A 26,243-nucleotide genomic window follows, 5' to 3' on the forward strand; every position below is an offset into this window, starting at 1 on the left:
TGTAAAACAACATTTATTATGTTAGAATATTTTATGACATTAAATTGTAAGTGTATAATATTATCTAATTACTAGATTGGGGGGAAATGATGAATAAAGTCTATATTGTAACAACATATACAGGAACTGTATTATCTTACTTAATAAGGAATATAAGTAAAAAATTGTATACACATGTGTCAATATCACTAAATGAAAATCTAAAACCAATGTATTCTTTTGGAAGATTAAATCCAAGGAATCCATTTATTGGAGGGTTTGTTGAAGAAAATATAAATCAAGGATTATATGCTATAAGAAAAAACACTGTGTGTAGGGTATATTCATTAGAAGTAAATAATTTACAATATGAAAATCTATATAAAAATATAAAATTAATTAGTGATTCTAGAGAAGATTACTATTACGATATAATGGCATTAATATATTTGCCAATGAATATTCATAGACAATCTGAATATAAATATGTATGTTCAAATTTTGTTGCTGATATGTTAGAAAAAAGTGAGATAGACATTTTAAATAAACAAGCATTTGAAGTAACACCAAATGATTTTTATAATTTATCTGGATTAACCTTAGAATATGAAGGTTTATTATCAGAATATAATTCTAGACAACATTCTTATGTATCAAAAATCGCAAACATCTAAAAACTTATTTTAGAGTTTTTCATATAAAAAAATATTGCTAGATAATTAGGCTGAAGATAGTAGTTTAACTTCGAGAGAATTAAGAATTCGTAAATCTTAGTTAGAATACTTTCTTCAGTCTTTAAATTTCTATTATTATTTGTATTTTTATAGTATTTTTGGATATATATATTAGATATAATTAAATAAACAGAAGTATAAATATATAAAGATATCTTAACATATAATAAATATGATAAATATTTATTTTTTGTAAACATATGGATATAATAATAGTAATAATAACATTTTGTAGAGAGGAGTATTAAATGAAACGATATCTTAAAACATATGGAGTTGCATTAATAGTTGTAGTAATTTATGCATTTATTAAATTACCTGTACTAAGATTAGATTTCACATCTTTATTTTCAGTAGGAATAATTTTCTTTGTTGTAGCAGGGATACTAGATATGATGCTAGATAGAAATGAAAGAGCATCTAAAATTGCTAAGTATAATTTTTCAATAGCAATAGCTTTACTTGTGTATATTGTAGTAGTTCCTTTTATAACTTCTACACCTGTATTTCATGCAAAATCATATAAAGAACTATTGGGAAAAGTAACTGAAAGTAAATTCACTGATGACATTAGTCCTGTCAGTGTAAATGACATTCGTCTTGTAGATGAAGATATGGCCATGAAATTGGGTGACAAAAAACTTGGAGAAGTTCCAGCAATAGGTAGTGTGTCAAAATTAGGAAAATTTCATATACAAAATGTGGATGGAGAGTTGTACTGGGTAGCACCTCTTGTTCATAGAGACATAATTAAATGGATAACATCTCTAAGTGGGACAAGTGGTTATGTAAAAGTATCAGCTAGTAACCCTCAAGACGTTCAATTGGTTCAAGAAATAGATGGAAAGCCAATAAAGATAGTATATCAACCAGAAGCTTACTTACATCAAGATTTACAAAGACATTTATACATACATGGTATTGTAAATGCTGGTATGACAGATTTCACTCTTGAAATAAATGATGAAGGAAGACCTTATTGGGTTGTAAGTTTATATGAACATAAAATTGGTTATGGAGGAGCAAATGCTACAGGAATAGCCACTGTTGATGCAGAAACTGGAAAAATAAAGGTTTATGATGTTAAGAACACACCTAAATGGGTGGATAGAATCCAGCCACAAAACTTTATAACAGACCAGATTAAAGACTGGGGTGTTTATGTTAATGGATTTTTAAATTCTGTTATATCAGAAAAGGGAGTTTTAGTGCCAACAGAAGGTACATCGTTAGTTTATGGTAATGATAATAGGTCTTATTGGTATACGGGTATAACATCTTCAGGTGGAGATGAATCTACAATTGGATTTATGTTAGTCGACTCTAGAACAAAAGAGGCTAGATTGTATAAACAGCCAGGAGCTACTGAAACAGCTGCAATGAAATCAGCTGAGGGTAATGTTCAAGAAAAGAATTATGAAGCTACATTCCCTGTAATGTATAATATATTGGGTCAGCCAACATATGTATCATCATTAAAAGATAAGGCTGGTCTTGTTAAGAGAGTTGCATTTGTATCTGTTGAAGATTATAATGTACTTGGAATAGGTGAAGATAAGAACGAAGCATTAAGAAATTATAAAGATTCACTAGAATCTAAAGGTAATGATTTAAAACTTGATAATGATTTAAAAGATGAGGTAATAGAAGGTACAGTGACAAGAATAAGCCCAGATGTACGAGGCGGAAATACTAATTATTATGTAACTTTAGATTCAAATAAAGAGATAATATTCAAGGCTACTTCAAAAGTATCTAGCGAATTACCACTGACTCAAGTTGGAGATAAAGTTAAAATATCGTATTCAAAAGAAGAATCTGGTGTAATTGAAATGTCAGAATTTGATAACCTAAATATTGCAAACTTTGAAGATAAAAAAGTAAAAGAAGGAACAGAAACTGATGAAAATACGAGTTCTCAAGATTCTGAAAATCAAGGTAATGTATAGTTTAAATAAATAATTGATAATAGTATTTAGTATGTTAATAGCTAATTTTTATAGAATTTATTTCTATAAAAATTAGCTATTTTATTTTAATTCTTTGTAAATTTAATATCATAAAATTAATATAATATTAGTACAACTTTGCAAATAATACTTCAAGGAGAATGTACTATGACTAATATGGAAAAAGAGATATTACTTTTAATTAGCAGGGTTAGATGTGTTACAGAATCTCAATTTAGAAAAATTTATGGAGAGCAAAAGAGATACAATAAAAAAAATTTCAAAAAAACTTTGAGAAAAATGTGTAGTGAATATACACTAAAAAAATATCCTTGTGATGTGGATTATTATAATTATAAAGACCTCTCTTATGTATACTATTTAAATGGTAGTAAGCTTTTTAAGGGAGATGATTTAATAAAGGCTCTAGTAGGGTCAGAGTTAGTTGTTAGAATCAATACTGCAGGTTGTGATGTAAAAAGATTTTACCGAAATGTTAGTGTAGATGATGTGAAATACGATTTATTTATTGAATATACAGACCAATTTGGTAGTATAAAGCAAGTTTTAGTCGACGTTGATTTAAATAATGAAATAGACATTTCTAAATATGAAAATCTTTCTAAAAAAATAGATAAATCTACAATTCCGTTTTTTAAAGTGCCAAATGTTTTGGTAGTTACACCAGATAACTTATCTGAATTAAATGATTTAGAGAGATATGATAATGAGTACAGTATAAATTTTATAGATTTAGGATTAAATAAACTATTTAATTGTATATAAGTTAATTTTAAAAAGAAGACTAGCGATTTGCCACATTTTGTAAAATAATTGTTGCAATATTATATAGAGTGTGATAAAACTATATTAATAAATTAATTAAAAATAATGAGCCTAGGGTAGAGGTAGCTGTATTCAATAGTATTCAATAGGAGCTGGTAAGTGTTGATAATTGATGAAAGGGTCTATAGCCGAAGAAATTTTGTTGACGGACAAATTTTCTGGACTTATGCAGAATATGCATAAGGCTGTCACTTTTAAAGTGGTGAGCTACAAGGTTACTTGGTCTATGAAATTTACACGTCCAAAGTATACCTTTGGGCGTTTTTATTTATCAAAATTTAGTTTGAGGGGGAAAAAGCATGAGTATAATTGTCCAAAAATACGGTGGAAGTTCAGTAGCAGATACTGACAAAATAAAATCAATTGCAGAAAATATAATAGAACGAAGAAAAGAAAATCCACAAATGGTAATAGTTGTGTCTGCCATGGGAAAATCCACTGATGAATATATAAATTTAGCAAAAGAATTGAGTAATGAACCTAGTAAGAGGGAATTAGATGCTTTGATGTCTACTGGCGAAATGATTTCAGCATCTTTATTATCAATAGCATTAAATGCACTTGGGTGTAAAGCTATAAGCTATAATGCTTATCAACTAAATATAAAAACGAGTGGTCTTCATGGAAAGTCTCAAATTGATGATATAAACATAAAAAGAATTAAAAATAGCTTAGATGAAGGAAATGTCGTGATAGTAACTGGATTTCAAGGAATCAATGAAGATGGCGATGTAACTACTCTTGGAAGAGGTGGTTCAGATACATCTGCTGTAGCTCTTGCGGTTAAATTAAATGGAAAATGTGAGATATATACAGATGTTGATGGGATTTACTTTACAGACCCAAGAAAATATTCAAGGGCTAGTAAACTTGATGAGATTGAATATGAAGAAATGCTTGAACTAGCAAGTTTAGGTGCACAAGTAATGCATTCAAGAAGTATAGAACTTGCACAAAAATATGGTGTTGAAATCTATGTTGGACGTACATGTGGTGCAGTAAAAGGAACGTATATAAGAGGGGGAAAATACATGAAATTAGAGGATAAAGTAATAACAGGATTAGCTACTAGTGATGATGATAGTTCTATAACAATAAAAGATTTTAAAACAGAAAATATATCTAGTTTATTTGAGGATATAGCAACTATGGGTATAAGTGTAGATATGATAAGCCAAACTGCACCTATTTTAGATAAGATAAGTGTATCATTTACAGTTCCAAAGGAAGAATTAGGAGAATGTAAAAAGATAGTATCTAAATACACAGATGAAGAACATGTAGTAATTGATAATAATATTACTAAATTCTCTTTAGTAGGTCTTGGCATGAAAAATACTTCTGGAGTTGCTGCTAAAGTATTTAAGATATTCAATGAAAATGGTATAATGATAAAACTTATAACTACATCAGAAATTCGTATAACTTGTGCTATAAATTCTGATGATAAACAAGTAGCTATAGAGAAAATAGCAGAAGTATTTAATATATAAAATTTGGGGAGGCTATTATGAAACTTCATGGAACTATGACCGTAAATAATAATGAATTATATATTGGAGGAGTAAGTTGTTTAGAGCTTAGTAAAAAATATCAAACTCCACTTTATGTATTTGATGAAGCTTTAGTGAGACAAAATTGTAGAGAATATATAGAATATTTTAAAGCCAGAGAAGGAAAAAATAAGGTTGCTTATGCGGGGAAAGCTTTTTTACCTCTTTACATGTGCAATCTTATAAATGAAGAACAAATGTGTCTAGATGTAGTTTCAGGAGGAGAATTATATACAGCTTATAAATCAAATTTTCCTATGGAAAAAGTTTTCTTCCATGGAAATAATAAGACTAAAGAAGAAATAAACATGGGATTAGATTTAGGTGTAGGTAAATTTGTAGTGGATAATTTTTATGAGTTAGACTTGATTGAAGCGTTATGTGAAGATAAAGGTAAAACTCAAGAGATATATTTTAGAATAACTCCTGGTATAGAAGCTCATACACATGATTATATAAAAACTGGACAGATAGACTCTAAATTTGGATTTGCTTTAGTAAATGGAGATTTATTTAGAGCAATAGAAAAGTTAAGTGAATATAAAAATATTAAACTTGTGGGTCTTCATGCTCATATAGGTTCACAAATATTTGATGTAGAACCATACATAGATACAGTAGATATAATGATGAACTTAGTAAAAGAAATAAAAGAAAAATTCAACATACAGTTAACAGAAATTGACCTAGGTGGAGGAGTTGGAGTTTATTATAGTGAAGGAGATAAACCTAAAACTATAAAAGAATTCTGTGAAACTATAATCATTAAAGCAGAAAATTCATGTAAAGAGCTTGGAATAGAAGTGCCTACATTAGTAATAGAGCCAGGAAGGTCAATAGTTGCAAATGCAGGAAGTACTTTATATACAGTAGGTTCGATAAAGGATATAAAAGATGTTAGAGTTTATGTAAGTGTAGATGGCGGTATGACAGACAATGTAAGACCTTCGTTGTACCAAGCTAGTTATGAATGTAGTATTGTGAATAAAATTAACCATGAGACTATGAATCATGTAACAATAGCTGGAAAATGTTGTGAAAGTGGGGATATATTAATTGGAGATATAAATATAATGGACATTAAAAGCGGAGATATACTTATAACAACATCAACTGGTGCATATGGATATTCAATGTCTTCAAATTATAATAAAATACCAAGAGCAGCAGTAGTGTCAGTGTTTGATGGAAATGATAAGCTAATTTGTAAGAGACAAAGCTATGAAGACTTATTAGCTTTAGAGATATAAAATAAAGAAGTATATAATAAAAATTAAATATTAAAGTTTATTACTAGCAGATTTGCTAAGATATGTATCTCTAAATTAATTTTTAGTTTGTTGTATCATTCTTAGTATATCTGCTTATTTTTCGCTTTACTAGCAAATTTCTTGTAATAAATATAAAATATTTTAAAAACTTTCTAATTATGATAAAATTTAAAGTATATGACAAGGAGGGATTTAATGAGAGGAAGAGTAATTTTATTAATATCGATATTATCTATATTTCTTGTAGGATGTTCATTTAATAAAAAAGATGAAATAAATTTAGTAGAGCAGGGAAAAACATATTTAGAAAAACATGACTATAAAAAAGCTATGGAATCATTATCCTCTGCATTAGAAGAAGATAATACTAATGAGAATGCAAGAGCTATGTATATGCAAGCTATGAGAATGTCAAACATGACTGAGTTTGAAGAATTAAAAAATTATGAGGATGCGATTAAGGAACTTAAACTTATAGAAAAAATAAAAAATGGTTCATCTGCTATTAAAGAAGAGGCAACTAAAAAGAAAGAAGAATTAACTAAATTAGAAAAAGAACAAAATGAAACAGAAGAACAAAGAAAGAAAAAGGCAAAAGATACGGCGGGAGAAGATAGGTATAGAGTAGAATCAGATGCAAGGAAATCTTCTTATAGTGAAAGTAATAAGAATAATAAATCTAGTTCTAAAAATAGCAATAAAAAGTCAAAAGGCGATAAGCCTGATAATAACAATTCTTCTCAAACTCAAGAAAAGCCAAATAGTAGTAATCCAACTCCAGCACCAACTCCACAAGATACTAGTGGTGGTTCAGATACTAGTGGAAATTCTCAAAACTCAAATAATTAATAAATATAAAATGTCTACATGCATTTAATGAACAAAATATATATTATAAAAAATATCTCTTAGCAAGTTTTCTTACTAAGAGATATTTTTTTGAGAAATAATTTAACAAATAACAGTCAATTTTTAAACTAAAAATTAAAATCACAGTATATATAAGCTATTGTAAGCGATTATCTATATATTTATCGACGTAAGTTTTTACGACAGCAGCTATTGGTACTGAAAGAAAAACTCCTATAAAACCAAATAGAGATTGACCTATTAAAATAGCAGAAATTACCCATATAGCTCCTATACCAACCTGCTTACCCATAACTTTTGGCTCTATAAGATTTCCATCTAATTGTTGCAATATAAATATAAATACAATGACCCATATAGTTTTTTGAGGGCTATATAATATTGTCATGGCTATCGGAGGGATTGCACCAATAAAAGGACCAAAATAAGGTATTATATTACCTAAGAATATTATTGAAGCTAAAAATAAAGCATTTTCTATTCGGATAACAAATTGAAATCCTAAAAATGCAATTATACCAATAATAAGAGAGTCTAATATTCTACCAAGCAAATAATCATAGAAAATATCATGAGTAGTTCTAAAAAATTCTATAATGTTATCTGCTTTGTTTCTAGCAGTAGAAGAGTATAGGAATCTCTTAAATCCCAATGCGATTTTTTCTTTGTCATATATAATATATATAGATAGTATAAACCCCATTGTCATATTAAATAACATAGAGGATATGCTAAGTGTATAGATTAAGACGTTTTTAGGAATTCTACTAATAAAATTACTTGCTTCTTTTAATACATTATCTAAACTATATTGTATATGAGGAATTAAAGCTTTTAGAAAATCTATGTTTGACATATTTTTTTCTATAAAATTGTTCATATAATCAGTATACATAGGCATTTCGTTTATCAATCTATTTAATGTATTGGCTATTGATGGAATTAACAACCTAATGGCAAAAGCTAAAATAAGACCTATAAATATATAAGATAAAAAAATGGCTAAAAGCCTATGTGTTTTGAATTTTATTTCAAAGAGCATTACAAGTGGATTTAAAAGTAAAGCAAGTAAAATAGCTAGAAAAAATGGGCTAAAAAACTTTAAGAATCCTTCAATGCTAGATATAAAATCTGATGGAGTATTAATAAATTTAAAAAATAAAATTCCAATAAACACGACTATTAAATAATACTTTATATTTTCTTTTGAAATAATAATCACTTCCTTAAAATAGTGTTTAGTCAGCTATTACATATTAATAGTATGTGAAAAGAAATTACAATTATTTAGGAAAATTAAATAATTTTTTAGCTTGTTTTTAATTAAGGTCTAGTATAGTATAATAATGTAGCAAAATTAACATTGATAAAAATATTAAATAACATATAATTTAGGATAAGGAAGGATTATGTATGAGAATTAATAAGTATATAGCTTCTTGTGGAATTGCATCTAGAAGAAAATCAGAAGAAATAATTCTTGAAGGAAGAATAAAAGTAAATGGAAGTGTAGTAAAAGAGTTGTCTTTTAATATTGATGAAGAAAAAGATATAGTAGAATTTGATAATAAAAAAGTAAAGCCAAGTGAAAATTATATTTATATAGTATTAAATAAACCAGAGGGATATATAACTACAGTAAAAGACCAGTTTAACAGACCAAGTGTAATAGATATACTTAAAGATGTGAAGGAAAGAGTATATCCAATAGGGCGATTAGACTATGAAACTAGTGGGTTATTAATACTTACTAATGATGGCGATTTGACATACAAACTTACTCATCCAAAACATGAAATTGATAAAACGTATGTGGCAAGTGTGAAGGGGATTATAAGTAATGATGAAATAAGAAAATTCGAAACAGGATTAAAAATAGAAGATTACACAACAGCACCTGCCAAGATAAGAGTAACTAAAGAAAATAAAGAAAAGAATTATTCAGTGTGTGAAATAACTATACATGAGGGTAGAAATAGACAAGTAAGAAAAATGTGTAAAGCTATAAATCATCCAGTTTTAAATTTAAGAAGGATTTCTGTAGGGAAAATAGTATTAAAAGACACAAAAATTGGAGAATACAGATACTTAACAGAAGATGAAATAAAATATTTAAAATCAATAAAATAAGATAAAAATAAACTGAAAAAAATGAAATAAAGTTAATGGTAGGGAGAAATGGTATTATGGCATATGCAAAATATTTAACTAAAATTACAGATATAAATAAATTTTATTTAGAAAATATTATAAATGAAGGTGATATAGTAATTGATGCTACTATGGGAAATGGGTATGACACAAGGTATTTAGCTGAAAAGGTTGGGGAAGAAGGCTTTGTGTATGCTTTTGATATACAAGAGGAAGCGATAAAGTCTACAAGAAAGAAATTAGAGAAAGAAGGATATACAGACAGAGTAAAATTGATATTTGATGGGCATGAAAATATGAATAAATATATAAAAGAAAAAGTTTCATGTGTTTTATTTAACTTGGGGTATCTCCCAAGAGCAAAACATTCAATTATAACCAAACCAGATACAACTTTAAAGGCTATAAAATTGAGTTTAGAAATGTTAAAAGAAAATGGAGTAATAAGCATTGCCATATATACAGGGCATGATGGAGGTCAAGAGGAAAAAGATTGTATATATAACCTTGTCAATAATTTAAATCAAGATGAATTTAATGTTTTAGAATCCAAGTTTTTAAATCAAGTCAATAACCCACCACAATTGATTTTAATTGAAAAGAAAAAATCACAATAAATACTAAAAAACTTGACAAGATTCTATTAAGAGTTAATATATATATTGTGACCTACTAAAAATACTTTAAATAATAAGTATATGATAACTTACTTTCAAAATAAAATATACACTTAAATATGCATAATAAGATGGATAACTTTTAAATGAGTAAAAATTGAAAAATTTAAAAGAAATATTGGATAAATATTAAAAAATGCAAGAAAAGATGGTATAATAAATTTAATCGAAAATACTATGTGAAGTATAAGGTACAGAAAAGTTAGAATTTTATGAGTTTAAGAAGCTATAATAAAAACTAAGATGAAATTGAGATAAAAAATAAAGTAATAAAATTTTTAGAGAAAAAGGCAGTGTTAATAAAAACAAAATAGTTTAATAACTAAAAGGAGAAAAAAATGGAAGAAACAAATGAAATGAAGGACAGTAAACATTTGATATCAAATATACAATCTCAATATACGAGATTGAGTAAAGGACAAAAACTTATAGCGCAATATATTTTAAATAATTATGATAAAGTTGCATTTATGACTGCATGCAAATTGGGTGAAACTGTAGGAGTAAGTGAATCTACAGTTGTAAGATTTGCAAATGCCTTAGGTTATAGTGGATATCCTAAATTACAAGCTGCACTTCAAGAACTCATAAAAAATAAACTAACTACAGTACAAAGAGTTGAAATGGCAAATGATTATTCAGATGATTTCGCAATATTGAACAAAGTTTTAAAGAGTGATATAGATAATATAAGATCTACATTAGAAGAAATTGACGAAAGAGCATTTAAAGAAGCTTCTAATAAACTTTTAAAAGCGAGAAAAATATATATACTTGGAATGAGAAGTTCTTTTGTAGTAGCTCAATATTTAGGTTTCTACTTAGATATAATACTTGACAATGTTCATATAATTAGAATGGATATGGGAGATGCTTTTGAGCAGATTGTAAGAATAAATGAAGAAGATGTTATAGTCGCGATTAGTTTCCCTCGTTATTCGAAGAAATCTTATCAAATTGTCAATTATGCCAAGGAAAAAGGAGCTCATGTAATATCATTAACAGATAGCTTATTTGCACCAGTGGCATCACTTGCAGATAATACTCTTTTAGTTAAAAGTAATATGGCTTCGTTTGTAGATTCTCTAGTTCCAGCTCTTAGTATTTCAAATGCTCTTGCTATATCTGTTGGGATGAAGGAAAAAGAAGATATTAAACAACACTTTGATGATTTAGAGCAAATTTGGAAAAAATATTCTGTGTATGAGTAAAATTTGTATATTAATAAGTATTGTTGATTATTAAAAGGTTCAAATATAGCGATGTTTGGACAAAAGTATTATAAAATAACTGACTGACATTTAACTGACAAAACTATTTTTTAGGTTTAACTGACAGTCAGTTTTTTTTATGTAAATAATATTTTGCTTAAATTGTCAGAAGTCTTTTTATCTGTTTCTTCTAAATGAGAATACCTATACATAGTTATTTTCATTTAAGATAACTTTTTGTTGGGGGTATATGTTTTACAGAAAAGAAGATAATTATATTAAATATTTTAGAAACCTAAAAAGAAAAAGGTATTATTGGAATAGAGAGTATAGTTAAGCATTTACAAACATATAGATGCTCTTACTTTGCTAAATTATCCCATTTTTATTTTATAATGTGAGTTTTATGATATAATAAAAATATAGAAGTTTTGCAGTGAGCGATTTTTAAGATAAAGTAGGGTGTAACAGTTGAAATATAAAGCTTTGAAAGCATGTGATAACTGTTATCAATTGCACTATTGCTCGCTCACTGCAAATTTAAGAGGATGGTATATGTATAAGCGTTGGAAATACTCAATTTATTTTGGGGTTTTATATTAACTATATGGAATGTAAATCGGACTTTAACTGGTTTTATGCAACAATATAACGCTAGTTTTATATTAACTATATGGAATGTAAATTCCTAGTGATTTTGCTAAGTTATCTAATTTAACTAAGGTTTTATATTAACTATATGGAATGTAAATGCTTTTAGAACAGGCTTTTCTTTATTAGTTAGAAGCGTTTTATATTAACTATATGGAATGTAAATTATACATACTTGTTATATAAATCATTTTCTTTAACATGTTTTATATTAACTATATGGAATGTAAATTTTGTATATAAGAGAGAGTACGATTTGACTGGATATGGTTTTATATTAACTATATGGAATGTAAATTTTTAAGCACGTTATAATACATTCGTCTTATGTTTGTGTTTTATATTAACTATATGGAATGTAAATATGTTATGAAAGGTTTTAAATATACCACACTTCATCGTTTTATATTAACTATATGGAATGTAAATCATATGACATCTTTTATATTATCTATATTAACTTTTATGTTTTATATTAACTATATGGAATGTAAATTTGAATAACTTATCTGCTTCCGCCTGTAAATTATCAAGTTTTATATTAACTATATGGAATGTAAATATCACTAGATTGTGTTCTTGTTTTATCAGCAATAGTGTTTTATATTAACTATATGGAATGTAAATCAACTTCTTGTGCTACTTTCTTAGCTTCTTCTAAACTGTTTTATATTAACTATATGGAATGTAAATGATGAATTACATGCACATAGGACTAACCAAGTTTATAGTTTTATATTAACTATATGGAATGTAAATGTTTTACTGCTGGATAATAGAAGTTTCTTCTCATTGAATAAAGATTTAATCACTTTATATTTATCTTAATTCTGGGATAGTTTAATTATTATTCTCTAGTTGTAATTTGTGTTTCATGATTTTAAAATTTTCAATTCCAATTTTATCTCGTCTAATTGAGTTAACTTACCTTTTTGATTTTCTAATCAATCCATTTTTCTTTATATTTAAGAATCCATATTCTAATTTTATTGTATAGAACAAAATGTTTTTCTGCTATTAAATTAAACTCTTTAGAAAAATGTAATTCAACTGTTTTGATTTTTTATTCTAATGATACCTTAATTTTGGACATAATAAAACTCTACTAGAGTTAGATAGTTTTACATATTTTAACTGTCTCTTAAAGGGATATAGTTCAAATAAGAGTGATTTTTCTTTGACTTTTTCAATAATAGAGTTATATTCTATAAATTTATGAAATGTCTTAATTCCTTCATTACAATAATCTGGAGATTCAAATTCTTCAAACACGTTCCAGATTAAGTCTAATGCATTTTTAATATCATCTTCTTTTAATTCTCTTATTAAGTATTCTTTAAACATCATAAACAGCACCTCTATTATTAAAATTTTTAATTATAATTATATACCTTAAATAAATTTAATTCAATACAATTTGTTTTATAAATTTAGAATATTATGATAACATATAATTTATATATAGTGTAGTTGAACCATAGAATGTATTTAATTATATATACAATTTAATAATTCCAATAAGTTTAACCAAAAAGAGATATAGACATTGTATTTTGAAATTATATTATTTTATAATGTAACATATTTTAGACGTTTCTTAAATTGACAAATGATAATATGAAAATTATATTGCAATTTAGATACAAAATGGTGGAAATTAACCATATAGAAAATATTTCCAAAAATTTATAAATTATATTGACAAAGTTAAAAAAATAAACTATTATATAAAACAATAAGAAAATAAATTAAAATTCTATGAAAAAGAGAGTAGCATAAAACTAATTGATAGAGAGCTGGGAATGGTGGAAGCCTAGTAATGAATTTTATTGTGAATAGAGCTTTGGAGAAGATTACCAGAATTAATAGTATGGTAATTGGTGAGTCTCGCCTTAAGAGATTAGAGTGGGTAAGATTATCTTATCAATTAGAGTGGTAACGCGGGTGTATAATTCGTCTCTTGGTCTTTGACCAAGAGGCTTTTTTAATTTTAAACATGCATTTGTAGATACTTTTTAATTTGATTATCAAAGATTATTGTAATTTTACCAATAAGAGTGGTACCGCGGAAAATCGCCTCTTAGTATTTATAATACTAAGGGGTTTTTTGTTTTAATTGGAAGGCTTTAATTTATATATTATCAAATGATTATCATATAATAAAAAATAGAAATTTGAGATTATTTGAATATAAAAATGGAGGGAACAAGATGAGTAAAATAAAAGTTGGAGTTATTGGTGCAACTGGATATGTTGGAGCAGAACTGATTAGATTATTAATAAATCATGATAAAGTCGAAGTGACAGCAATAGGTTCAAATTCGTATGTGGGAAAAGATATAGTTGAGATATATCCAAGTATAGGATATAAAAATAGCATGATATGTATAGAAAATGAAAAAGTTATTGATATGTGTGATGTTGTGTTTACTGCTCTTCCACATGGAGTTAGTGAAAAGTTCGCAATAAAAGCAATTGAATCAAAAAAGAAAGTTATAGATTTAGGTGCTGATTTTAGGATAAAAGATGAAGAAATATATAGTAAATGGTATGGAGTATCTTTTATAGATAAAATCTTACATGAAAAAGCTGTATATGGATTAAGTGAAATATACAAAGATGATATAAAAGACGCAGATATAATTGCAAATCCTGGATGTTATCCAACTAGTATTTCTTTACCATTGATGCCATTACTAAGTTCTAAATTGATAAAAAACAATAATATAATAATTGATTCTAAATCCGGTCTTACGGGAGCTGGTAGAGAATTATCAATTAGTAGTCACTTTACTGAGGTTAATGAAAATATAACTGCATATAAAATAGGGAAACACAGACATACTCCAGAAATAGAACAAAATTTAAGTGAATCCTGTAAAGAAAAAGTAAATGTAGTTTTTACACCAAATCTAATTCCAGTAAATAGGGGAATACTATCAACTATATATTGCACAAAAGAAGATAATATTTCTATAAATGATATACATGGAAAATTAACTGATTATTATGAATTTAAAGAATTTATAGAAGTTCTACCTTTAGACAATGTAGCCTCTTTAAAGAATGTTAGGTTCTCAAATAAATGTGTAATATCATTGCATGAAAATGGAGATACATTGATAATCTGCTCAGCTATAGACAATATGATTAAGGGAGCAGCAGGACAAGCTATACAAAACATGAATATAATGTTTGGTATTGATGAAAATACAGGTTTAAAAAATATTTCACCATCATTTTAGGAATGAAAAAATACTAAACTCATATAATTAGGAGGATAAATATGGAAATTATAAAGGGTGGAGTTACAGTTTCAGAAGGATTTTTTGCTTCAGGAATTCACTGTGGCTTGAGAAAAAATAAAGAAAAAAGAGACTTAGCCTTGGTTTATTCAGATGTCTTATGTGATGCAGCGGCAGTAGTTACTCAAAATAAAGTAAAGGGAAATCCTGTTTATGTTACACAGGAACACATTAAAAATGGAAAAGCACAAGCTATTATAGTAAATAGTGCTAATGCTAACACATTTAATGGAAAAGAAGGACTTATAAATGCTTATAAAATGGCTAAATTCACCAGTGATAAATTAAATATTAAAGAAAATGATGTTTTAGTTGCATCTACAGGTGTTATAGGAAAGCCATTAAATATAGATGTAATAGAAGAAAATATGGATGAGTTAGTGAACAGTCTAAGTAAACAAGGCCATATCGGAGCAAGAGAAGCGATTATGACAACTGATATTATAAAAAAAGAAATAGCAGTAGCAATAATGTATGGAGATAAAAAAATAACTATTGGAGGTATGGCAAAAGGTTCTGGTATGATACATCCGAATATGGCAACAACTTTAGGATTTATAACTACAGATGCAAATATTGATGGAGTTTTGTTAAAAGAAGCTTTAAAAATTGCTGTCGATAAAAGTTTTAATAGAGTTAGCGTAGATGGAGATACAAGTACTAATGATATGGTAATGATTCTAGCAAATGGAAAAGCAAAAAACGATAGAATAAACAAAAAAGATGAGCATTATCAAGTATTCTTGAGTGCACTTACATATGTTTGTATAGAGCTTGCTAAACTTGTTGCAAAGGATGGAGAAGGATGTACAAAATTAATTGAATGTTATATAAATGGAGCATTAAGTGAAGAACATGCAGTAAAATTAGCAAAAACAGTAATATCTTCTTCACTAGTAAAGACGGCTGTATTTGGAGCTGATGCGAATTGGGGCAGAATATTGTGCGCTTTAGGTTATGCAGGTGAAGAAATAGACATGGAAAAAGTAGATATTATTTTTGAGAGCATGAAGGGATATATTGAAGTATGTAAAAATGGAAATGGATTAGATTTTAATGAAGAAAAAGCAAAAAAAATTCTTGAAGATGACGAAATAAGTATATTAGTAGATTTAAATATGGGGAATTCTAGGGGAAATGCATGGGGATGTGATTTAAGCTATGATTATGTAAGAATAAATGGAAGTTATAGAAATTAGGAGGAAATACTTTAATGATTAATATAGAAAAAGCAAATACACTTATAGAAGCTTTACCATATATAGAAAAACATCAGGGAAAGACTATTGTAGTTAAGTATGGTGGAAGTGCAATGAAAAAAGATGGTCTAAAAGAATCTGTTATGGAAGACCTTGTGCTAATGAGTTATGTTGGAATCAATATAGTTTTAGTACATGGTGGAGGGACAGAAATCAATAAAATGCTAGCAAAAGTAGATATAGAAAGTAAATTTGTAAATGGTCTTAGATATACAGATGAAGAGACTATGGAAATTGTAAAAATGGTACTTGCTGGGAAAGTGAATAAAGACCTAGTAAATAAAATACATACAAAAGGTGGAAAAGCAGTAGGGCTTTGTGGAATAGATAATAATATGCTTTTATGTGACCCATATAAGAACTATGAACTTGGATTTGTAGGAGAAATCAAAAAAGTAAATGTTGAGCTTATAGAATCTTGTCTAAAGTCAGGTTATATTTCGGTAATTGCAACTATAGGTGTTGGAGATGATGGAGAGACTTATAATATAAATGGGGATACAGCAGCTTCTGCTATAGCTAAAGAGTTAAATGCAGACAAATTGATACTTCTTACAGATGTACCTGGATTATTAAGAGAACCAGATGAAGAAAAATCATTAATAACAGAAGTTATATTAGAAGATATCGACAAATTATTTGAAGAAGGTATAATTATTGGAGGTATGATACCTAAAATACAGAGCTGTGTAGATGCTTTAAATAATGGAGTAAATAGAGTACATATTTTGGATGGAAGAGTTCCGCATTCTATAATAACAGAGCTATTTACTGATAGTGGAATAGGTACACTAATAAGAAAAGAAAATGAATAATAAGTAAAATATAATAAAATTACAAATTTAAGAGGAGATAATAAAAATGAATAACAACAGTACAATTTCAAAATGGAATGAATACTTTATAGACACATATAACCAACCTAATTTTGTTATAGATTATGGTGAAGGAAGTTGTTTTTTTGATACTAATGGTAATAAATATATAGATTTTACAAGTGGATATGGAGTATCTTCTCTTGGATATAGCAATAATAATTTAAAAAATGCTCTAAAGGAGCAAGTGGATAAATTATTACATACTTCAAATCTATATTTTAATGAGCCGGTGTTGTGTGCAGGAGAGAAAATAATCAATGTAAGTGGAATGGATAAAATATATTTCTGTAATTCTGGAACAGAAGCAAATGAAACAGCGTTTAAAATAGCAAGAAAGTATAGTAGTGATAAATATGGTAAGAATAGAGGAACTATTATAAGTTTGAAAGATTCTTTTCATGGTAGAACAATGATGTCTTTAATGGCAACTGGTATGGATAAATATCATAAGTACTTTTATCCACTTCCCGAAGGTTTTAAATACATAGAAAGAAACAATATTGAAGATTTAAAAAATAATCTTGATTCGACAGTTTGTGCAATAATTCTTGAAGCAATTCAAGGTGAAGGTGGAGTTAATATTCTTGAAAAAGATTATGTTTTGGAACTAGTAAAAATATGCAAAGAAAAGGACATCGTAGTGATTTTTGATGAAGTCCAATGCGGTATAGGAAGAACTGGTAAACTTTTTGGATATGAATATTTTGATGTAAAACCAGATATAGTTACAGTAGCAAAAGGATTAGGAGCAGGAATACCAGTAGGCGGAGTATTAGTAAATGAAAATCTTTCAAAAGTACTAGGAAAAGGAGACCAAGGTACAACGTTTGGAGGTAATTTATTAGCTATGGTGGCAGCTTCAGTTGTATTAGATGAGGTGTCTAAAGACGGTTTTTATAATGAAGTATTAGAAAAAGGAGATTATATAAGAAAATCTATTGAAAATTTTAATAGTAAAGTTGTACTAAAGACAAAAGGTATTGGTTTAATGATAGGAATTAAAACCAATATCGAATCTAGTATTATAGAAGAGAAAGCTAGAAAAAAAGGATTGCTTATTTTGACTGCTGGCAAAAATGTATTGAGATTTTTACCACCATTAACAATCAGTTATAAAGAAATAGATGAGGCTCTTGAAATTATAAAAGATATATTACTAAAAATTAACTAAATATTCAAAAAATATACGATTAAAGACAAGAATTCAAAGTAAACAAAAAAGTAAAGTGCTAACAAGTTTAATTGAGTTTAAAAAGTTTATAAAAAGGGGCGAATTAATATGAATAATATAAGTTTAAAAGGGAAGAGTTTTTTGACACTAAAGGATTTTACAAAAGAGGAGATTAGATATTTATTAACTTTATCTAGTTATTTAAAAACTAAGAAAAAGGTTGGTATAAAGGGTGATTTATTACAAGGAAAAAATATAGCTTTATTGTTTGAGAAAACATCAACAAGAACTAGATGTTCATTTGAAGTAGCGGCTCATGATGAAGGTGCACATGTAACTTATCTGGGTCCTAATGACTGTCATATGGGTAAAAAAGAGTCTGTATCTGATACAGCAAAAGTTCTAGGAAGATTCTATGATGGAATAGAATTTAGAGGATTTAAACAAGAAACAGTTGAAAGTTTAGCAAAATATTCTGGTGTACCTGTTTGGAATGGACTTACAGATGAATATCATCCAACGCAAATCCTTGCAGACTTTTTAACAGTAATTGAAAATGTAGATAAAGATTTGAATAAAGTTAAATTTGTATATGTCGGTGATGCTAGAAATAACATGGGAAACTCCCTGATGATAGGATGTGCTAAAATGGGAATTGATTTCGTAGCACTTGCACCTAAGGAACTTTGGCCAAATGAAGAATTAGTTAAGGATATGAAGGAAATAGCTAAGAAATCTAAGGGAGATATAACGTTGACTGAAAGTATTGATGATGTTAAAGGTGCAGATGTTATATATACAGATGTATGGGTTTCTATGGGAGAAGAAGAGCAATATGAGACGAGAATAAATCAACTTAAGGATTATCAAGTAAATATGGATATGATAAAGAAAACTGAAAATGAAAATGTTATATTTTTACACTGCCTTCCAGCATTCCATGACTTAGAAACTAAAGTTGCTCAAGAAATTTATGAAAAGTTTGGATTATCAGAGCTAGAGGTTACAGACGAGGTATTTAATTCAAAATATTCAAAGGTATTTGAAGAAGCTGAAAATAGAATGCATACAATAAAAGCTGTTATGGTTTCTACTATGATTGATGTAAATATGAACAATAATTTAATATAGATATAATTTAAGCTAAATTTTGCTTTAATGAAAATTTATAAAATATTTTAAATATATCATTCAAAAACTCTCATTATATGTTAAAATAACTTATGTATCAACAAATTAAGAGGGAGGGTTTGAGATATGAAAAAAATCATATTAGTTTTAACAACTTTTTTATTGGCAATATCTTTAACAGCATGTTCAAGTGCAAAACCAGAAGATACAATTGATAGTTTTTTTAGCAGTGCAAAGAAGTTTGACTTTGAAGGCATGAATAAGGTAATGGAAAATAATGACGAGAAATATAAAGATGTATTAAAAGAACTAGACACAAAAGACCCAAATGCACAGTATGTTTTAGATTATCTAAAACAGAATGCATCTAAAATCACATATACAATAAAAGATAGTGAGATTAAAGATAATAAGGCTACAATAAAAGTAGAGTGTAAATTTGTAGATTCAACACCATTACTTAAAGAGATAGTAGCTGAAGCATTTACAAAGATGCTTGGTATGAGTTTTTCAGGGCAAGACTTAACTGATGAGAAAACAACTGAAATGCTAGTATCAATTATGAAAGAAAAACAAAAAAGTGTTAAAGAGACTTATGTAACAAAAACTGTAGAGTTTGAATGTTCTAAAAAAGATAACAAATGGATAATAAGTTCAGCTAATGATGCAGTAGCTGATGTATTATTATCTAATCTTGTTACAGCAGGACGAGATTTATCTAATTCTATGGGTACTATTCAATAGTATAAACTTAAGTGCAATAAATATAAAAATATTTAAAAAGGATACCAGTATTGGTATCCTTTTCTATTAAAATACTATAATACATGGTTAAATTTTATATCATCAAGGAACTATAATATAAAACTATAGGTTTATATTTTTTTAACTAAACAAACACATGTATATTTTCTAAAATATAGTATCTAAAAATTTATTTAACTAGTTTTAGATATTTGTTGATAGTTGCTTTAGCTAAACATTTTGATGAATCAATAATATTAATTGAAGAATGAGATTTTTCGAAAACTACATTTAAGTCGGTACAAGCAATTATTACATTTTCAATAGATTCTTTTTTCACATCTTCAATAAGTTCATTCCAAATATCAATATTATATGGATTTCCTTTATCTGTTTTTATACTTTGAATAAGAGTATTTAATTTTGTCTGCCACTCATCTTTAAATATAAACTCATGCCCATTATGTAGTATGCCATCTTGATAAATTTTAGATTCAAATGTTGAATTAGTTGAAAAAAGATTTACTTTTTGTGGGATAATAGGAAGTTTCTTAACTGTTTCTTCTACAATATTTAACAAAGGTATATTAATTGATTTTTTTAATTCTTTAAAGTATATATATGCTGAATTACATGGCATAGCAATAAAACTTACTTCAATTGATTCAAGTTTTTGTAACCCATCAATAATAGTTTTTTTCATAAGTTCGTGATTTATTGGACGGTCAATATAAAATGGAGTAGGTAATGAATATATCATCATCTTTGGGAACTCATCATCATATTTTGCACCATACTGAAATTGACATTCATCAATAACTAAATCCATAAAGGGAGCGGTTGACCTTGGACCCATTCCAGCTAAAATTCCAATTAATTTTCATTCATAAAAATTATCTCCTTAAATATATGTTTTTGTATTAGGTATAAAATATCAAAACTTATTCTACAAGAGTATAAAAGTCTATTTTTATAATAGATAATATTATACAATTATATAGCATAAGATTAGTAGTGATAATATGTTTTTACTTGTATATTTTTGATATAAAATTATTTTAAATCGAGATTATCTAATATTTTTAGAAATATTTTTATAGCAGTATCTAAGTCATTTACAGAAATACTTTCATCAGGGTTATGACTTATACCTCCAGAACATCTTATAAACACCATTCCAATGTCAGTTATATTGTCCATTTCTTGAGCATCATGACCAGCTCCACTATAAATATAAAAAGGATTAAGATTTAAATCTATAAAACTTTTTTCTATAGTTTTAGTTATTTTATTGGAACATGGTACAGGGACATTTTCAAAAGAAAGTTCACTTTCATAATTAAGTTTTCTATTCTCACATATATGAGATATTTCGTTGAATATCTTTTCTACTGAGCTATCAAGAACTTCTTGAGAACAAGAACGTTACACTATCTTGATGAGATGCAACTACTAATGTGGGAGCATTTGGAAAACTTGATTTATATGTACCTATAACATTTCCAATGTCATCAATTTCAATATCAAGATTCAAATCTTTCATCCACGAACTAATTAAATCAATAGATTTTTTATGTTCTTCAGTTAATATAAGTCTTGTAAGACCATTTGTTGTTGAACTTATTTTTCCTAGTGTTTGCAGATAATCCATACATTTTTTTCCTAGCATATTTACCTCCTAAAGATATAATTTTCATTACTATAGTAGTTTTGTAAAATAATATCTCCTTCCAGTTATAGGATAATTTTCAAGTGAAAATACTTTATGGTATCCAAATTTCTCATAAAATTTAGGTGCTTGAAAACTGAATGTATCTAAAAAAGCATATTTACAACCTCGTTCTTTAGCAATTTTTTCAGCATTATATAAAAGTTGACTTCTAGCACCTTTACATCTAAGCTTCTCACTAACCCATAAGTATTTTATAGAAAGCCAATTACCATGAGTAACACCTATAAAACCTGCAATAATTTGACCTGTTTTATCTCGAATATATATTCCCAAATCCACTGAATTTTTATCTTCAAGTCTAGTAAGATTATATTTTAATAATCCTTGAAAAATAGTATTTTCATCTTGTTTTTCTATTTTTTCTGTAATTTCTAATTCCATATTTGAATTATCTCCTTGTATAATCTTTTATCTATTGCTGTTTTTAAGAAAATCAGTTGAAAGAATATAGTTTAATATTATTCTAATAGGTATTTATGTTGATTTCAAACTAAGAATACTGATTCTTAACTTTAATATTGTTGATATTAAAATTTTAAAAATTAAGATATAGTTTAAGTTAATTAAAAGAAATTCTCGATAAATTTAGTAATCTTAAATCATTGAATATTAAAATAAGTTAATTTACTATATAAGGACTATTTTTAGATGTTATCTTGTTTTTATGCTCAATAATATTGTTAGCAATTAAATTTATAAACTGATTATATTGTATAAATAAATGTATAAAGTAATAGAGCGTTATTAAAGATAAGTAATAAAATAATAAATACCTAGTAGAGATTAATAATAAAAAATAAAATGCTATCAAAAAAGATTTGATAGCATTTCACTTAAAATACTTAAATACAAAAACATATTATGCAGTACATTTTATACTTCTTTTTTACTATAGATTTTTGATGAGATAAAATACGAAATCACAAATAGAACAATAGCAACAAATGGAAGAGAATATACTAGTGTATTAAGTATAATTTCTATAGAAAGAGGTGAACTAGTACTTTCTAAAATGTTTTTAAAAACCAATAAAACTAGTGTTGGAACTAAAAAGCATAAAATCATTAACAAACGGGCTTTTTCTGTACCAAATTTATAAATAAGTGGTAGGATAAGGCTACCAAAACATACTGAAACTGATAAGATTAATGCATTAATAAGTAGAGTTTCACCTAATACAAGTGTATGTTTAAAATAACCAATAATAACACTAACAATAAGTGAAACAAGGATACCTATAAAGCTAAATATTAACATAGTTAAATATTTACTTAATACAATATCATTACGTTTAATTGGCATTGTAAGTACATAACTATCCCATTTATTTAAATCATCATATGAAAATGTTGAAACAATCATTATAGTACATAAAACTATAATAACACCCATAAAATTATTAACATTTCCATCTCCAAAAGAAGACATAAGTCCAAACATAATGATAAATAAAAATATAAACTTTACATTTCCCTTTAAATTAAGTAAATCTTTCAAAATTAGACCTTTCATTATTTATCACCTCTCACATAAAATAACATAATTTCTTCTATAGACGCATTATCAACAATAAAGTTTGGATGTCTTGAGATAAATCTATATTTATCTTTAAGAAGTACCTCATATCCAAATTGGCTTTTACGATAATATGAATAATCTTCTTTTGTAAGATTATCAAAGTCACTAGGCTTGCATTTTAAAATTCCCATAGTATCAATCAATTCATCCTTATTTTCACTGAATACAATTTTTCCTTTATGTATAAAGGTAATATAGTCTGCTATTTTATCTAAATCACTTGTAATATGTGAAGATAAAATAATAGAGTGTTCTTCATCTTGTATAAAATCTAAAAATATATCTAGTATTTCTTCACGAACAATAGGGTCAAGTGAACTAGTTGCTTCATCTAGTATTAATAGTTTTGGCTTATGTGATAATGCTACAGCAATACTAAGTTTCATTTTATTACCCTTTGAAAACTCTTTGATTAGTTTATTGTCTGGGACTCTCAATTTTTTTAAATAGTCTTTGAATAATGTGTGACTCCAATTTTTATAGATTTTACTCATGATTTTTGAAACATGGTCAGTGTTTAAATTTTCGTGAAAGTTACTTCCCTCAAACACAACACCAATTTGTTCTTTAATTTCTTTTTCATTTTTTTTATTATCAAGACCAAAGATTTCTATGTTTCCACTATCATAAGAAATTAAATTTAAAATTGCTTTTAATGTGGTTGTTTTTCCCGCACCATTTTCACCTACAAATCCCATTACACTCCCTTTTGGTACTGAAAAAGATACATCTTGTAGGCTAAAATCCTTATAAGATTTGTTTAAATTTTTTATATTTATTGCATCCATACTTATTATTCTCCTTTATATAATAAAAATAAAATATCTTTTAATTCGTCATATGTAATATCACTACTTTTGGCTATATCAACTGATTTTTGTAGGTATTCTTCAATTAAACGAAATTGTTCTTCTTTGACAAAGTCCATGTTTTTACTAGATACAAAACTACCTTTACCAGTAACTGTCTCAATAAATCCATCTCGTTCTAAATCGCTATATGCTCGCTTTGTAGTAATTACACTTATTCTAAGTTCCTTTGCCAATAATCTCATACTTGGAAGAGCTGATCCTTCTGGTAACTCTCCGCTTATAATCATACTTTTAATTTGTGTAGTAATCTGTTCATATATTGGCTTTCCACTCGAATTACTAATAACTATATTCAACAAGACACCTCCTTAAAGTGTATATATAGTATATACACATTATATAAATATATATATAATATGTCAACTGATTTTAGAAAAAAACTGATTGGAAATATTGTACATTTGATAAATGTATTTTATAAAAGACTCACTTATTAAATAAGTTCAAATTTTTTTAAAAAAATTTATAAATATTATTCAAAAACCCTACCAATAAATTGGAAATACTAAATTAAAAAAGTATTAAAGTTTATCTTACAGCTAAATAAAAGTTTACTTAAGAAGTAAACTTTTTGTATTTTCAGTTTTGACATACATATTTTTTTATAATATATTTATATTATCAATTAGAGATAAGGAGAGTGAGAAGAGATATTTAACTTAGATAAGACATTAAAAAAAGATTTAAATCAGGAATACACAGAGAGTAAAAGTTTAGTTATGAATAAAAGTAAGTACATGAATGTTTGCTTTAAGAACTATATTAAAGTAGTAGAAGGAATGTATACTAAGAGAGACTTAATTCCATTAAAATTGATAAACTCTATGGATAAAAATAATAAGATTAGAAAAACGTTATATGAATTATCTTGTGAATTTGAATATCCAAAAACTTCTTTATCTTCATTGTTTACAGAACTGAAAAAAATGGATTTTTTACAAAGAGTGAAAAATGGTGAGTATATGATAAATCCACATATAGCATATAAGGGTAGTAGAGCTGATAAAGAAAGTTTATTAGCAGAATATAATCAGATAAAAAGACCTAGTAAGGTTAGTAAATAAGGAAGAAGGTTTTTATATGAGTTTAAAACTTGATAGAAATGTTCTACAGTGGTTTGATTATGTATTTGAGAATGAAAAAACTAGTTTAAGACATTACAATTTTAATTGTACGTTAAAGGAGATTAGTTCTACTAGTTTGAATAAAGTAGCTTTTATACTAGAAAAAAATAACTCTAAGTACTGGAAGCTTTATTTTGAAATACCAGCTGAAGTTACTTTAAAACTTAAACAAAACATTCATCCTTTATTTAGAGAATATATATACGAACAAATATCACTGTATAACAATAATCAAATTTACAATTTTGTAAATTCAAACATATTAAAAGTGTTTAATAATATTGCTATTTATCAATATAATATTTTAGAAAATCTATACACTATTGATTTTAAAAGGAGCTTTATAGATAAATGTCAGTATTTATTAATAGGTGAAAAAAGACTTATAGATGAAGACTTATATTTAATAGCAAAATCAAAAGAAGTATTCGATTTTTTTAATTCAGATGGAACGTTTAATCTAACTTTGAGTTTCGATATACAAAAAAATGAGAATTTACTTGATAGTCTTTTAGAGCTTAGAAAATCAATAATTATAAATGAGAGAATTTAATTTA

At 26.8% G+C, this 26,243-nt stretch carries 26 protein-coding genes, 1 CRISPR repeat array, 1 riboswitch and 1 other annotated feature; of the genes, 17 read left to right on the forward strand and 9 right to left on the reverse strand.

Going from position 1 to position 26,243, the window contains the following annotated elements:
• The first annotated feature begins 89 nt into the window (after positions 1-89).
• From IR152_RS02215 to IR152_RS02240, 6 genes are all read left to right on the forward strand, one after another.
• A complete protein-coding gene (locus tag IR152_RS02215; RefSeq protein WP_227450194.1) occupies positions 90-653 on the forward strand; it encodes a hypothetical protein in 564 nt (187 codons plus the stop codon).
• A gap of 308 nt (positions 654-961) precedes the next feature.
• Positions 962-2,662 carry a hypothetical protein gene (locus IR152_RS02220; protein ID WP_227450195.1) on the forward strand — a complete coding sequence of 567 codons (1,701 nt, stop codon included), beginning with the start codon at positions 962-964 and terminating at the stop codon, positions 2,660-2,662.
• Between the two features lie 168 nt (positions 2,663-2,830).
• Entirely contained in the window at positions 2,831-3,448 is a 618-nt protein-coding gene (locus tag IR152_RS02225) for a hypothetical protein (RefSeq protein ID WP_227450196.1), read from the forward strand.
• 109 nt (positions 3,449-3,557) lie between these two features.
• A riboswitch (Lysine riboswitch) is annotated at positions 3,558-3,726 on the forward strand.
• Positions 3,727-3,807: 81 nt separating this feature from the next.
• Positions 3,808-5,001 (forward strand): aspartate kinase, encoded by a 1,194-nt coding sequence (locus IR152_RS02230; RefSeq protein WP_227450197.1) that lies wholly within the window; start codon positions 3,808-3,810, stop codon positions 4,999-5,001.
• A gap of 17 nt (positions 5,002-5,018) precedes the next feature.
• Positions 5,019-6,311 carry a diaminopimelate decarboxylase gene (lysA, locus tag IR152_RS02235; protein WP_227450198.1) on the forward strand — a complete coding sequence of 431 codons (1,293 nt, stop codon included), beginning with the start codon at positions 5,019-5,021 and terminating at the stop codon, positions 6,309-6,311.
• Positions 6,312-6,527: 216 nt separating this feature from the next.
• Positions 6,528-7,181 (forward strand): tetratricopeptide repeat protein, encoded by a 654-nt coding sequence (locus tag IR152_RS02240; protein ID WP_227450199.1) that lies wholly within the window; start codon positions 6,528-6,530, stop codon positions 7,179-7,181.
• 157 nt (positions 7,182-7,338) lie between these two features.
• On the opposite strand, the gene IR152_RS02245 is transcribed toward IR152_RS02240, so the two are convergent.
• Complete coding sequence (locus IR152_RS02245; RefSeq protein ID WP_311315416.1) at positions 7,339-8,424, reverse strand: AI-2E family transporter; 1,086 nt, start codon at positions 8,422-8,424, stop codon at positions 7,339-7,341.
• Between the two features lie 191 nt (positions 8,425-8,615).
• On the opposite strand from IR152_RS02245, the gene IR152_RS02250 reads away from it, so the two are divergent.
• The 3 genes from IR152_RS02250 to IR152_RS02260 all read left to right on the forward strand — a co-directional run bounded on the left by IR152_RS02250 (position 8,616) and on the right by IR152_RS02260 (position 11,241).
• Positions 8,616-9,332 carry a pseudouridine synthase gene (locus tag IR152_RS02250; protein WP_227450200.1) on the forward strand — a complete coding sequence of 239 codons (717 nt, stop codon included), beginning with the start codon at positions 8,616-8,618 and terminating at the stop codon, positions 9,330-9,332.
• A 56-nt stretch (positions 9,333-9,388) separates the two neighbouring features.
• On the forward strand, positions 9,389-9,970 hold the full coding sequence (locus IR152_RS02255) for a tRNA (mnm(5)s(2)U34)-methyltransferase (protein WP_227450201.1): 582 nt from the start codon (positions 9,389-9,391) through the stop codon (positions 9,968-9,970).
• Positions 9,971-10,368: 398 nt separating this feature from the next.
• The gene (locus IR152_RS02260) at positions 10,369-11,241 is read left to right on the forward strand and encodes a MurR/RpiR family transcriptional regulator (RefSeq protein ID WP_227450202.1); all 873 of its coding nucleotides are present in this window, start codon (positions 10,369-10,371) and stop codon (positions 11,239-11,241) included.
• A 591-nt stretch (positions 11,242-11,832) separates the two neighbouring features.
• Positions 11,833-12,651: direct repeats of the CRISPR family, unit length 29 nt; unit sequence GTTTTATATTAACTATATGGAATGTAAAT.
• A 309-nt stretch (positions 12,652-12,960) separates the two neighbouring features.
• On the opposite strand, the gene IR152_RS02265 is transcribed toward IR152_RS02260, so the two are convergent.
• Positions 12,961-13,239, reverse strand: coding sequence for a hypothetical protein (locus tag IR152_RS02265; protein WP_227450203.1), 279 nt, complete (start codon positions 13,237-13,239; stop codon positions 12,961-12,963).
• Between the two features lie 402 nt (positions 13,240-13,641).
• Positions 13,642-13,856: a binding site (T-box leader), on the forward strand.
• 246 nt (positions 13,857-14,102) lie between these two features.
• On the opposite strand from IR152_RS02265, the gene argC reads away from it, so the two are divergent.
• From argC to IR152_RS02295, 6 genes are all read left to right on the forward strand, one after another.
• On the forward strand, positions 14,103-15,137 hold the full coding sequence (gene argC, locus IR152_RS02270) for an N-acetyl-gamma-glutamyl-phosphate reductase (RefSeq protein WP_227450204.1): 1,035 nt from the start codon (positions 14,103-14,105) through the stop codon (positions 15,135-15,137).
• Between the two features lie 41 nt (positions 15,138-15,178).
• The gene (argJ, locus tag IR152_RS02275) at positions 15,179-16,396 is read left to right on the forward strand and encodes a bifunctional glutamate N-acetyltransferase/amino-acid acetyltransferase ArgJ (protein WP_227450205.1); all 1,218 of its coding nucleotides are present in this window, start codon (positions 15,179-15,181) and stop codon (positions 16,394-16,396) included.
• Between the two features lie 14 nt (positions 16,397-16,410).
• Positions 16,411-17,271 carry an acetylglutamate kinase gene (argB, locus tag IR152_RS02280; protein ID WP_227450206.1) on the forward strand — a complete coding sequence of 287 codons (861 nt, stop codon included), beginning with the start codon at positions 16,411-16,413 and terminating at the stop codon, positions 17,269-17,271.
• Between the two features lie 46 nt (positions 17,272-17,317).
• Positions 17,318-18,505 carry an aspartate aminotransferase family protein gene (locus IR152_RS02285; protein WP_227450207.1) on the forward strand — a complete coding sequence of 396 codons (1,188 nt, stop codon included), beginning with the start codon at positions 17,318-17,320 and terminating at the stop codon, positions 18,503-18,505.
• A gap of 108 nt (positions 18,506-18,613) precedes the next feature.
• Positions 18,614-19,636: an ornithine carbamoyltransferase gene (argF, locus tag IR152_RS02290; protein WP_227450208.1), complete on the forward strand. Its 1,023-nt coding sequence runs from the start codon at positions 18,614-18,616 to the stop codon at positions 19,634-19,636.
• A 126-nt stretch (positions 19,637-19,762) separates the two neighbouring features.
• Positions 19,763-20,380, forward strand: coding sequence for a DUF4878 domain-containing protein (locus IR152_RS02295; RefSeq protein WP_227450209.1), 618 nt, complete (start codon positions 19,763-19,765; stop codon positions 20,378-20,380).
• Positions 20,381-20,570: 190 nt separating this feature from the next.
• On the opposite strand, the gene IR152_RS02300 is transcribed toward IR152_RS02295, so the two are convergent.
• The 7 genes from IR152_RS02300 to IR152_RS02330 form a co-directional block, all read right to left on the reverse strand.
• On the reverse strand, positions 20,571-21,254 hold the full coding sequence (locus tag IR152_RS02300; RefSeq protein WP_227450240.1) for an amino acid racemase: 684 nt from the start codon (positions 21,252-21,254) through the stop codon (positions 20,571-20,573).
• Positions 21,255-21,433: 179 nt separating this feature from the next.
• Positions 21,434-21,763 (reverse strand): M20/M25/M40 family metallo-hydrolase, encoded by a 330-nt coding sequence (locus IR152_RS02305; RefSeq protein WP_311315421.1) that lies wholly within the window; start codon positions 21,761-21,763, stop codon positions 21,434-21,436.
• A gap of 16 nt (positions 21,764-21,779) precedes the next feature.
• Positions 21,780-22,049: a hypothetical protein gene (locus IR152_RS02310; RefSeq protein WP_227450210.1), complete on the reverse strand. Its 270-nt coding sequence runs from the start codon at positions 22,047-22,049 to the stop codon at positions 21,780-21,782.
• A 30-nt stretch (positions 22,050-22,079) separates the two neighbouring features.
• A complete protein-coding gene (locus tag IR152_RS02315) occupies positions 22,080-22,493 on the reverse strand; it encodes a GNAT family N-acetyltransferase (protein ID WP_227450211.1) in 414 nt (137 codons plus the stop codon).
• Between the two features lie 492 nt (positions 22,494-22,985).
• Positions 22,986-23,624: an ABC-2 transporter permease gene (locus IR152_RS02320; RefSeq protein WP_227450212.1), complete on the reverse strand. Its 639-nt coding sequence runs from the start codon at positions 23,622-23,624 to the stop codon at positions 22,986-22,988.
• Positions 23,624-24,478, reverse strand: a complete 855-nt coding sequence (locus tag IR152_RS02325; RefSeq protein WP_227450213.1) for an ABC transporter ATP-binding protein — start codon at positions 24,476-24,478, stop codon at positions 23,624-23,626. Before IR152_RS02325 ends, IR152_RS02320 begins: the two co-directional genes overlap by 1 nt.
• 5 nt (positions 24,479-24,483) lie before the next feature.
• The gene (locus tag IR152_RS02330; protein ID WP_227450214.1) at positions 24,484-24,858 is read right to left on the reverse strand and encodes a GntR family transcriptional regulator; all 375 of its coding nucleotides are present in this window, start codon (positions 24,856-24,858) and stop codon (positions 24,484-24,486) included.
• Positions 24,859-25,281: 423 nt separating this feature from the next.
• Between IR152_RS02330 and IR152_RS02335 the strand changes: the two genes are divergently transcribed.
• Together IR152_RS02335 and IR152_RS02340 are read left to right on the forward strand one after the other, a co-directional pair.
• A complete protein-coding gene (locus IR152_RS02335; protein WP_227450215.1) occupies positions 25,282-25,626 on the forward strand; it encodes a replication/maintenance protein RepL in 345 nt (114 codons plus the stop codon).
• Positions 25,627-25,642: 16 nt separating this feature from the next.
• On the forward strand, positions 25,643-26,239 hold the full coding sequence (locus IR152_RS02340; RefSeq protein WP_227450216.1) for a hypothetical protein: 597 nt from the start codon (positions 25,643-25,645) through the stop codon (positions 26,237-26,239).
• Positions 26,240-26,243 lie beyond the last annotated feature (4 nt).

Source organism: Clostridioides sp. ES-S-0108-01, assembly GCF_020662285.1.
Lineage (GTDB): Bacteria > Bacillota > Clostridia > Peptostreptococcales > Peptostreptococcaceae > Clostridioides.

What these genes read in the sequence shown, in the direction of transcription:
- IR152_RS02320 (WP_227450212.1), bottom strand. Translation starts at nt 23,624, where the DNA reads ATGAAAGGTCTAATTTTGAAAGATTTACTTAATTTAAAGGGAAATGTA.
- IR152_RS02250 (WP_227450200.1), top strand. Translation starts at nt 8,616, where the DNA reads ATGAGAATTAATAAGTATATAGCTTCTTGTGGAATTGCATCTAGAAGA.
- IR152_RS02240 (WP_227450199.1), top strand. Translation starts at nt 6,528, where the DNA reads ATGAGAGGAAGAGTAATTTTATTAATATCGATATTATCTATATTTCTT.
- lysA (WP_227450198.1), top strand. Translation starts at nt 5,019, where the DNA reads ATGAAACTTCATGGAACTATGACCGTAAATAATAATGAATTATATATT.
- IR152_RS02265 (WP_227450203.1), bottom strand. Translation starts at nt 13,239, where the DNA reads ATGATGTTTAAAGAATACTTAATAAGAGAATTAAAAGAAGATGATATT.
- IR152_RS02285 (WP_227450207.1), top strand. Translation starts at nt 17,318, where the DNA reads ATGAATAACAACAGTACAATTTCAAAATGGAATGAATACTTTATAGAC.
- IR152_RS02325 (WP_227450213.1), bottom strand. Translation starts at nt 24,478, where the DNA reads ATGGATGCAATAAATATAAAAAATTTAAACAAATCTTATAAGGATTTT.
- IR152_RS02335 (WP_227450215.1), top strand. Translation starts at nt 25,282, where the DNA reads ATGAATAAAAGTAAGTACATGAATGTTTGCTTTAAGAACTATATTAAA.
- argC (WP_227450204.1), top strand. Translation starts at nt 14,103, where the DNA reads ATGAGTAAAATAAAAGTTGGAGTTATTGGTGCAACTGGATATGTTGGA.
- IR152_RS02295 (WP_227450209.1), top strand. Translation starts at nt 19,763, where the DNA reads ATGAAAAAAATCATATTAGTTTTAACAACTTTTTTATTGGCAATATCT.
- IR152_RS02220 (WP_227450195.1), top strand. Translation starts at nt 962, where the DNA reads ATGAAACGATATCTTAAAACATATGGAGTTGCATTAATAGTTGTAGTA.
- argF (WP_227450208.1), top strand. Translation starts at nt 18,614, where the DNA reads ATGAATAATATAAGTTTAAAAGGGAAGAGTTTTTTGACACTAAAGGAT.
- argJ (WP_227450205.1), top strand. Translation starts at nt 15,179, where the DNA reads ATGGAAATTATAAAGGGTGGAGTTACAGTTTCAGAAGGATTTTTTGCT.
- IR152_RS02340 (WP_227450216.1), top strand. Translation starts at nt 25,643, where the DNA reads ATGAGTTTAAAACTTGATAGAAATGTTCTACAGTGGTTTGATTATGTA.
- IR152_RS02310 (WP_227450210.1), bottom strand. Translation starts at nt 22,049, where the DNA reads ATGCTAGGAAAAAAATGTATGGATTATCTGCAAACACTAGGAAAAATA.
- IR152_RS02215 (WP_227450194.1), top strand. Translation starts at nt 90, where the DNA reads ATGAATAAAGTCTATATTGTAACAACATATACAGGAACTGTATTATCT.
- IR152_RS02230 (WP_227450197.1), top strand. Translation starts at nt 3,808, where the DNA reads ATGAGTATAATTGTCCAAAAATACGGTGGAAGTTCAGTAGCAGATACT.
- IR152_RS02315 (WP_227450211.1), bottom strand. Translation starts at nt 22,493, where the DNA reads ATGGAATTAGAAATTACAGAAAAAATAGAAAAACAAGATGAAAATACT.
- IR152_RS02255 (WP_227450201.1), top strand. Translation starts at nt 9,389, where the DNA reads ATGGCATATGCAAAATATTTAACTAAAATTACAGATATAAATAAATTT.
- argB (WP_227450206.1), top strand. Translation starts at nt 16,411, where the DNA reads ATGATTAATATAGAAAAAGCAAATACACTTATAGAAGCTTTACCATAT.
- IR152_RS02225 (WP_227450196.1), top strand. Translation starts at nt 2,831, where the DNA reads ATGACTAATATGGAAAAAGAGATATTACTTTTAATTAGCAGGGTTAGA.
- IR152_RS02260 (WP_227450202.1), top strand. Translation starts at nt 10,369, where the DNA reads ATGGAAGAAACAAATGAAATGAAGGACAGTAAACATTTGATATCAAAT.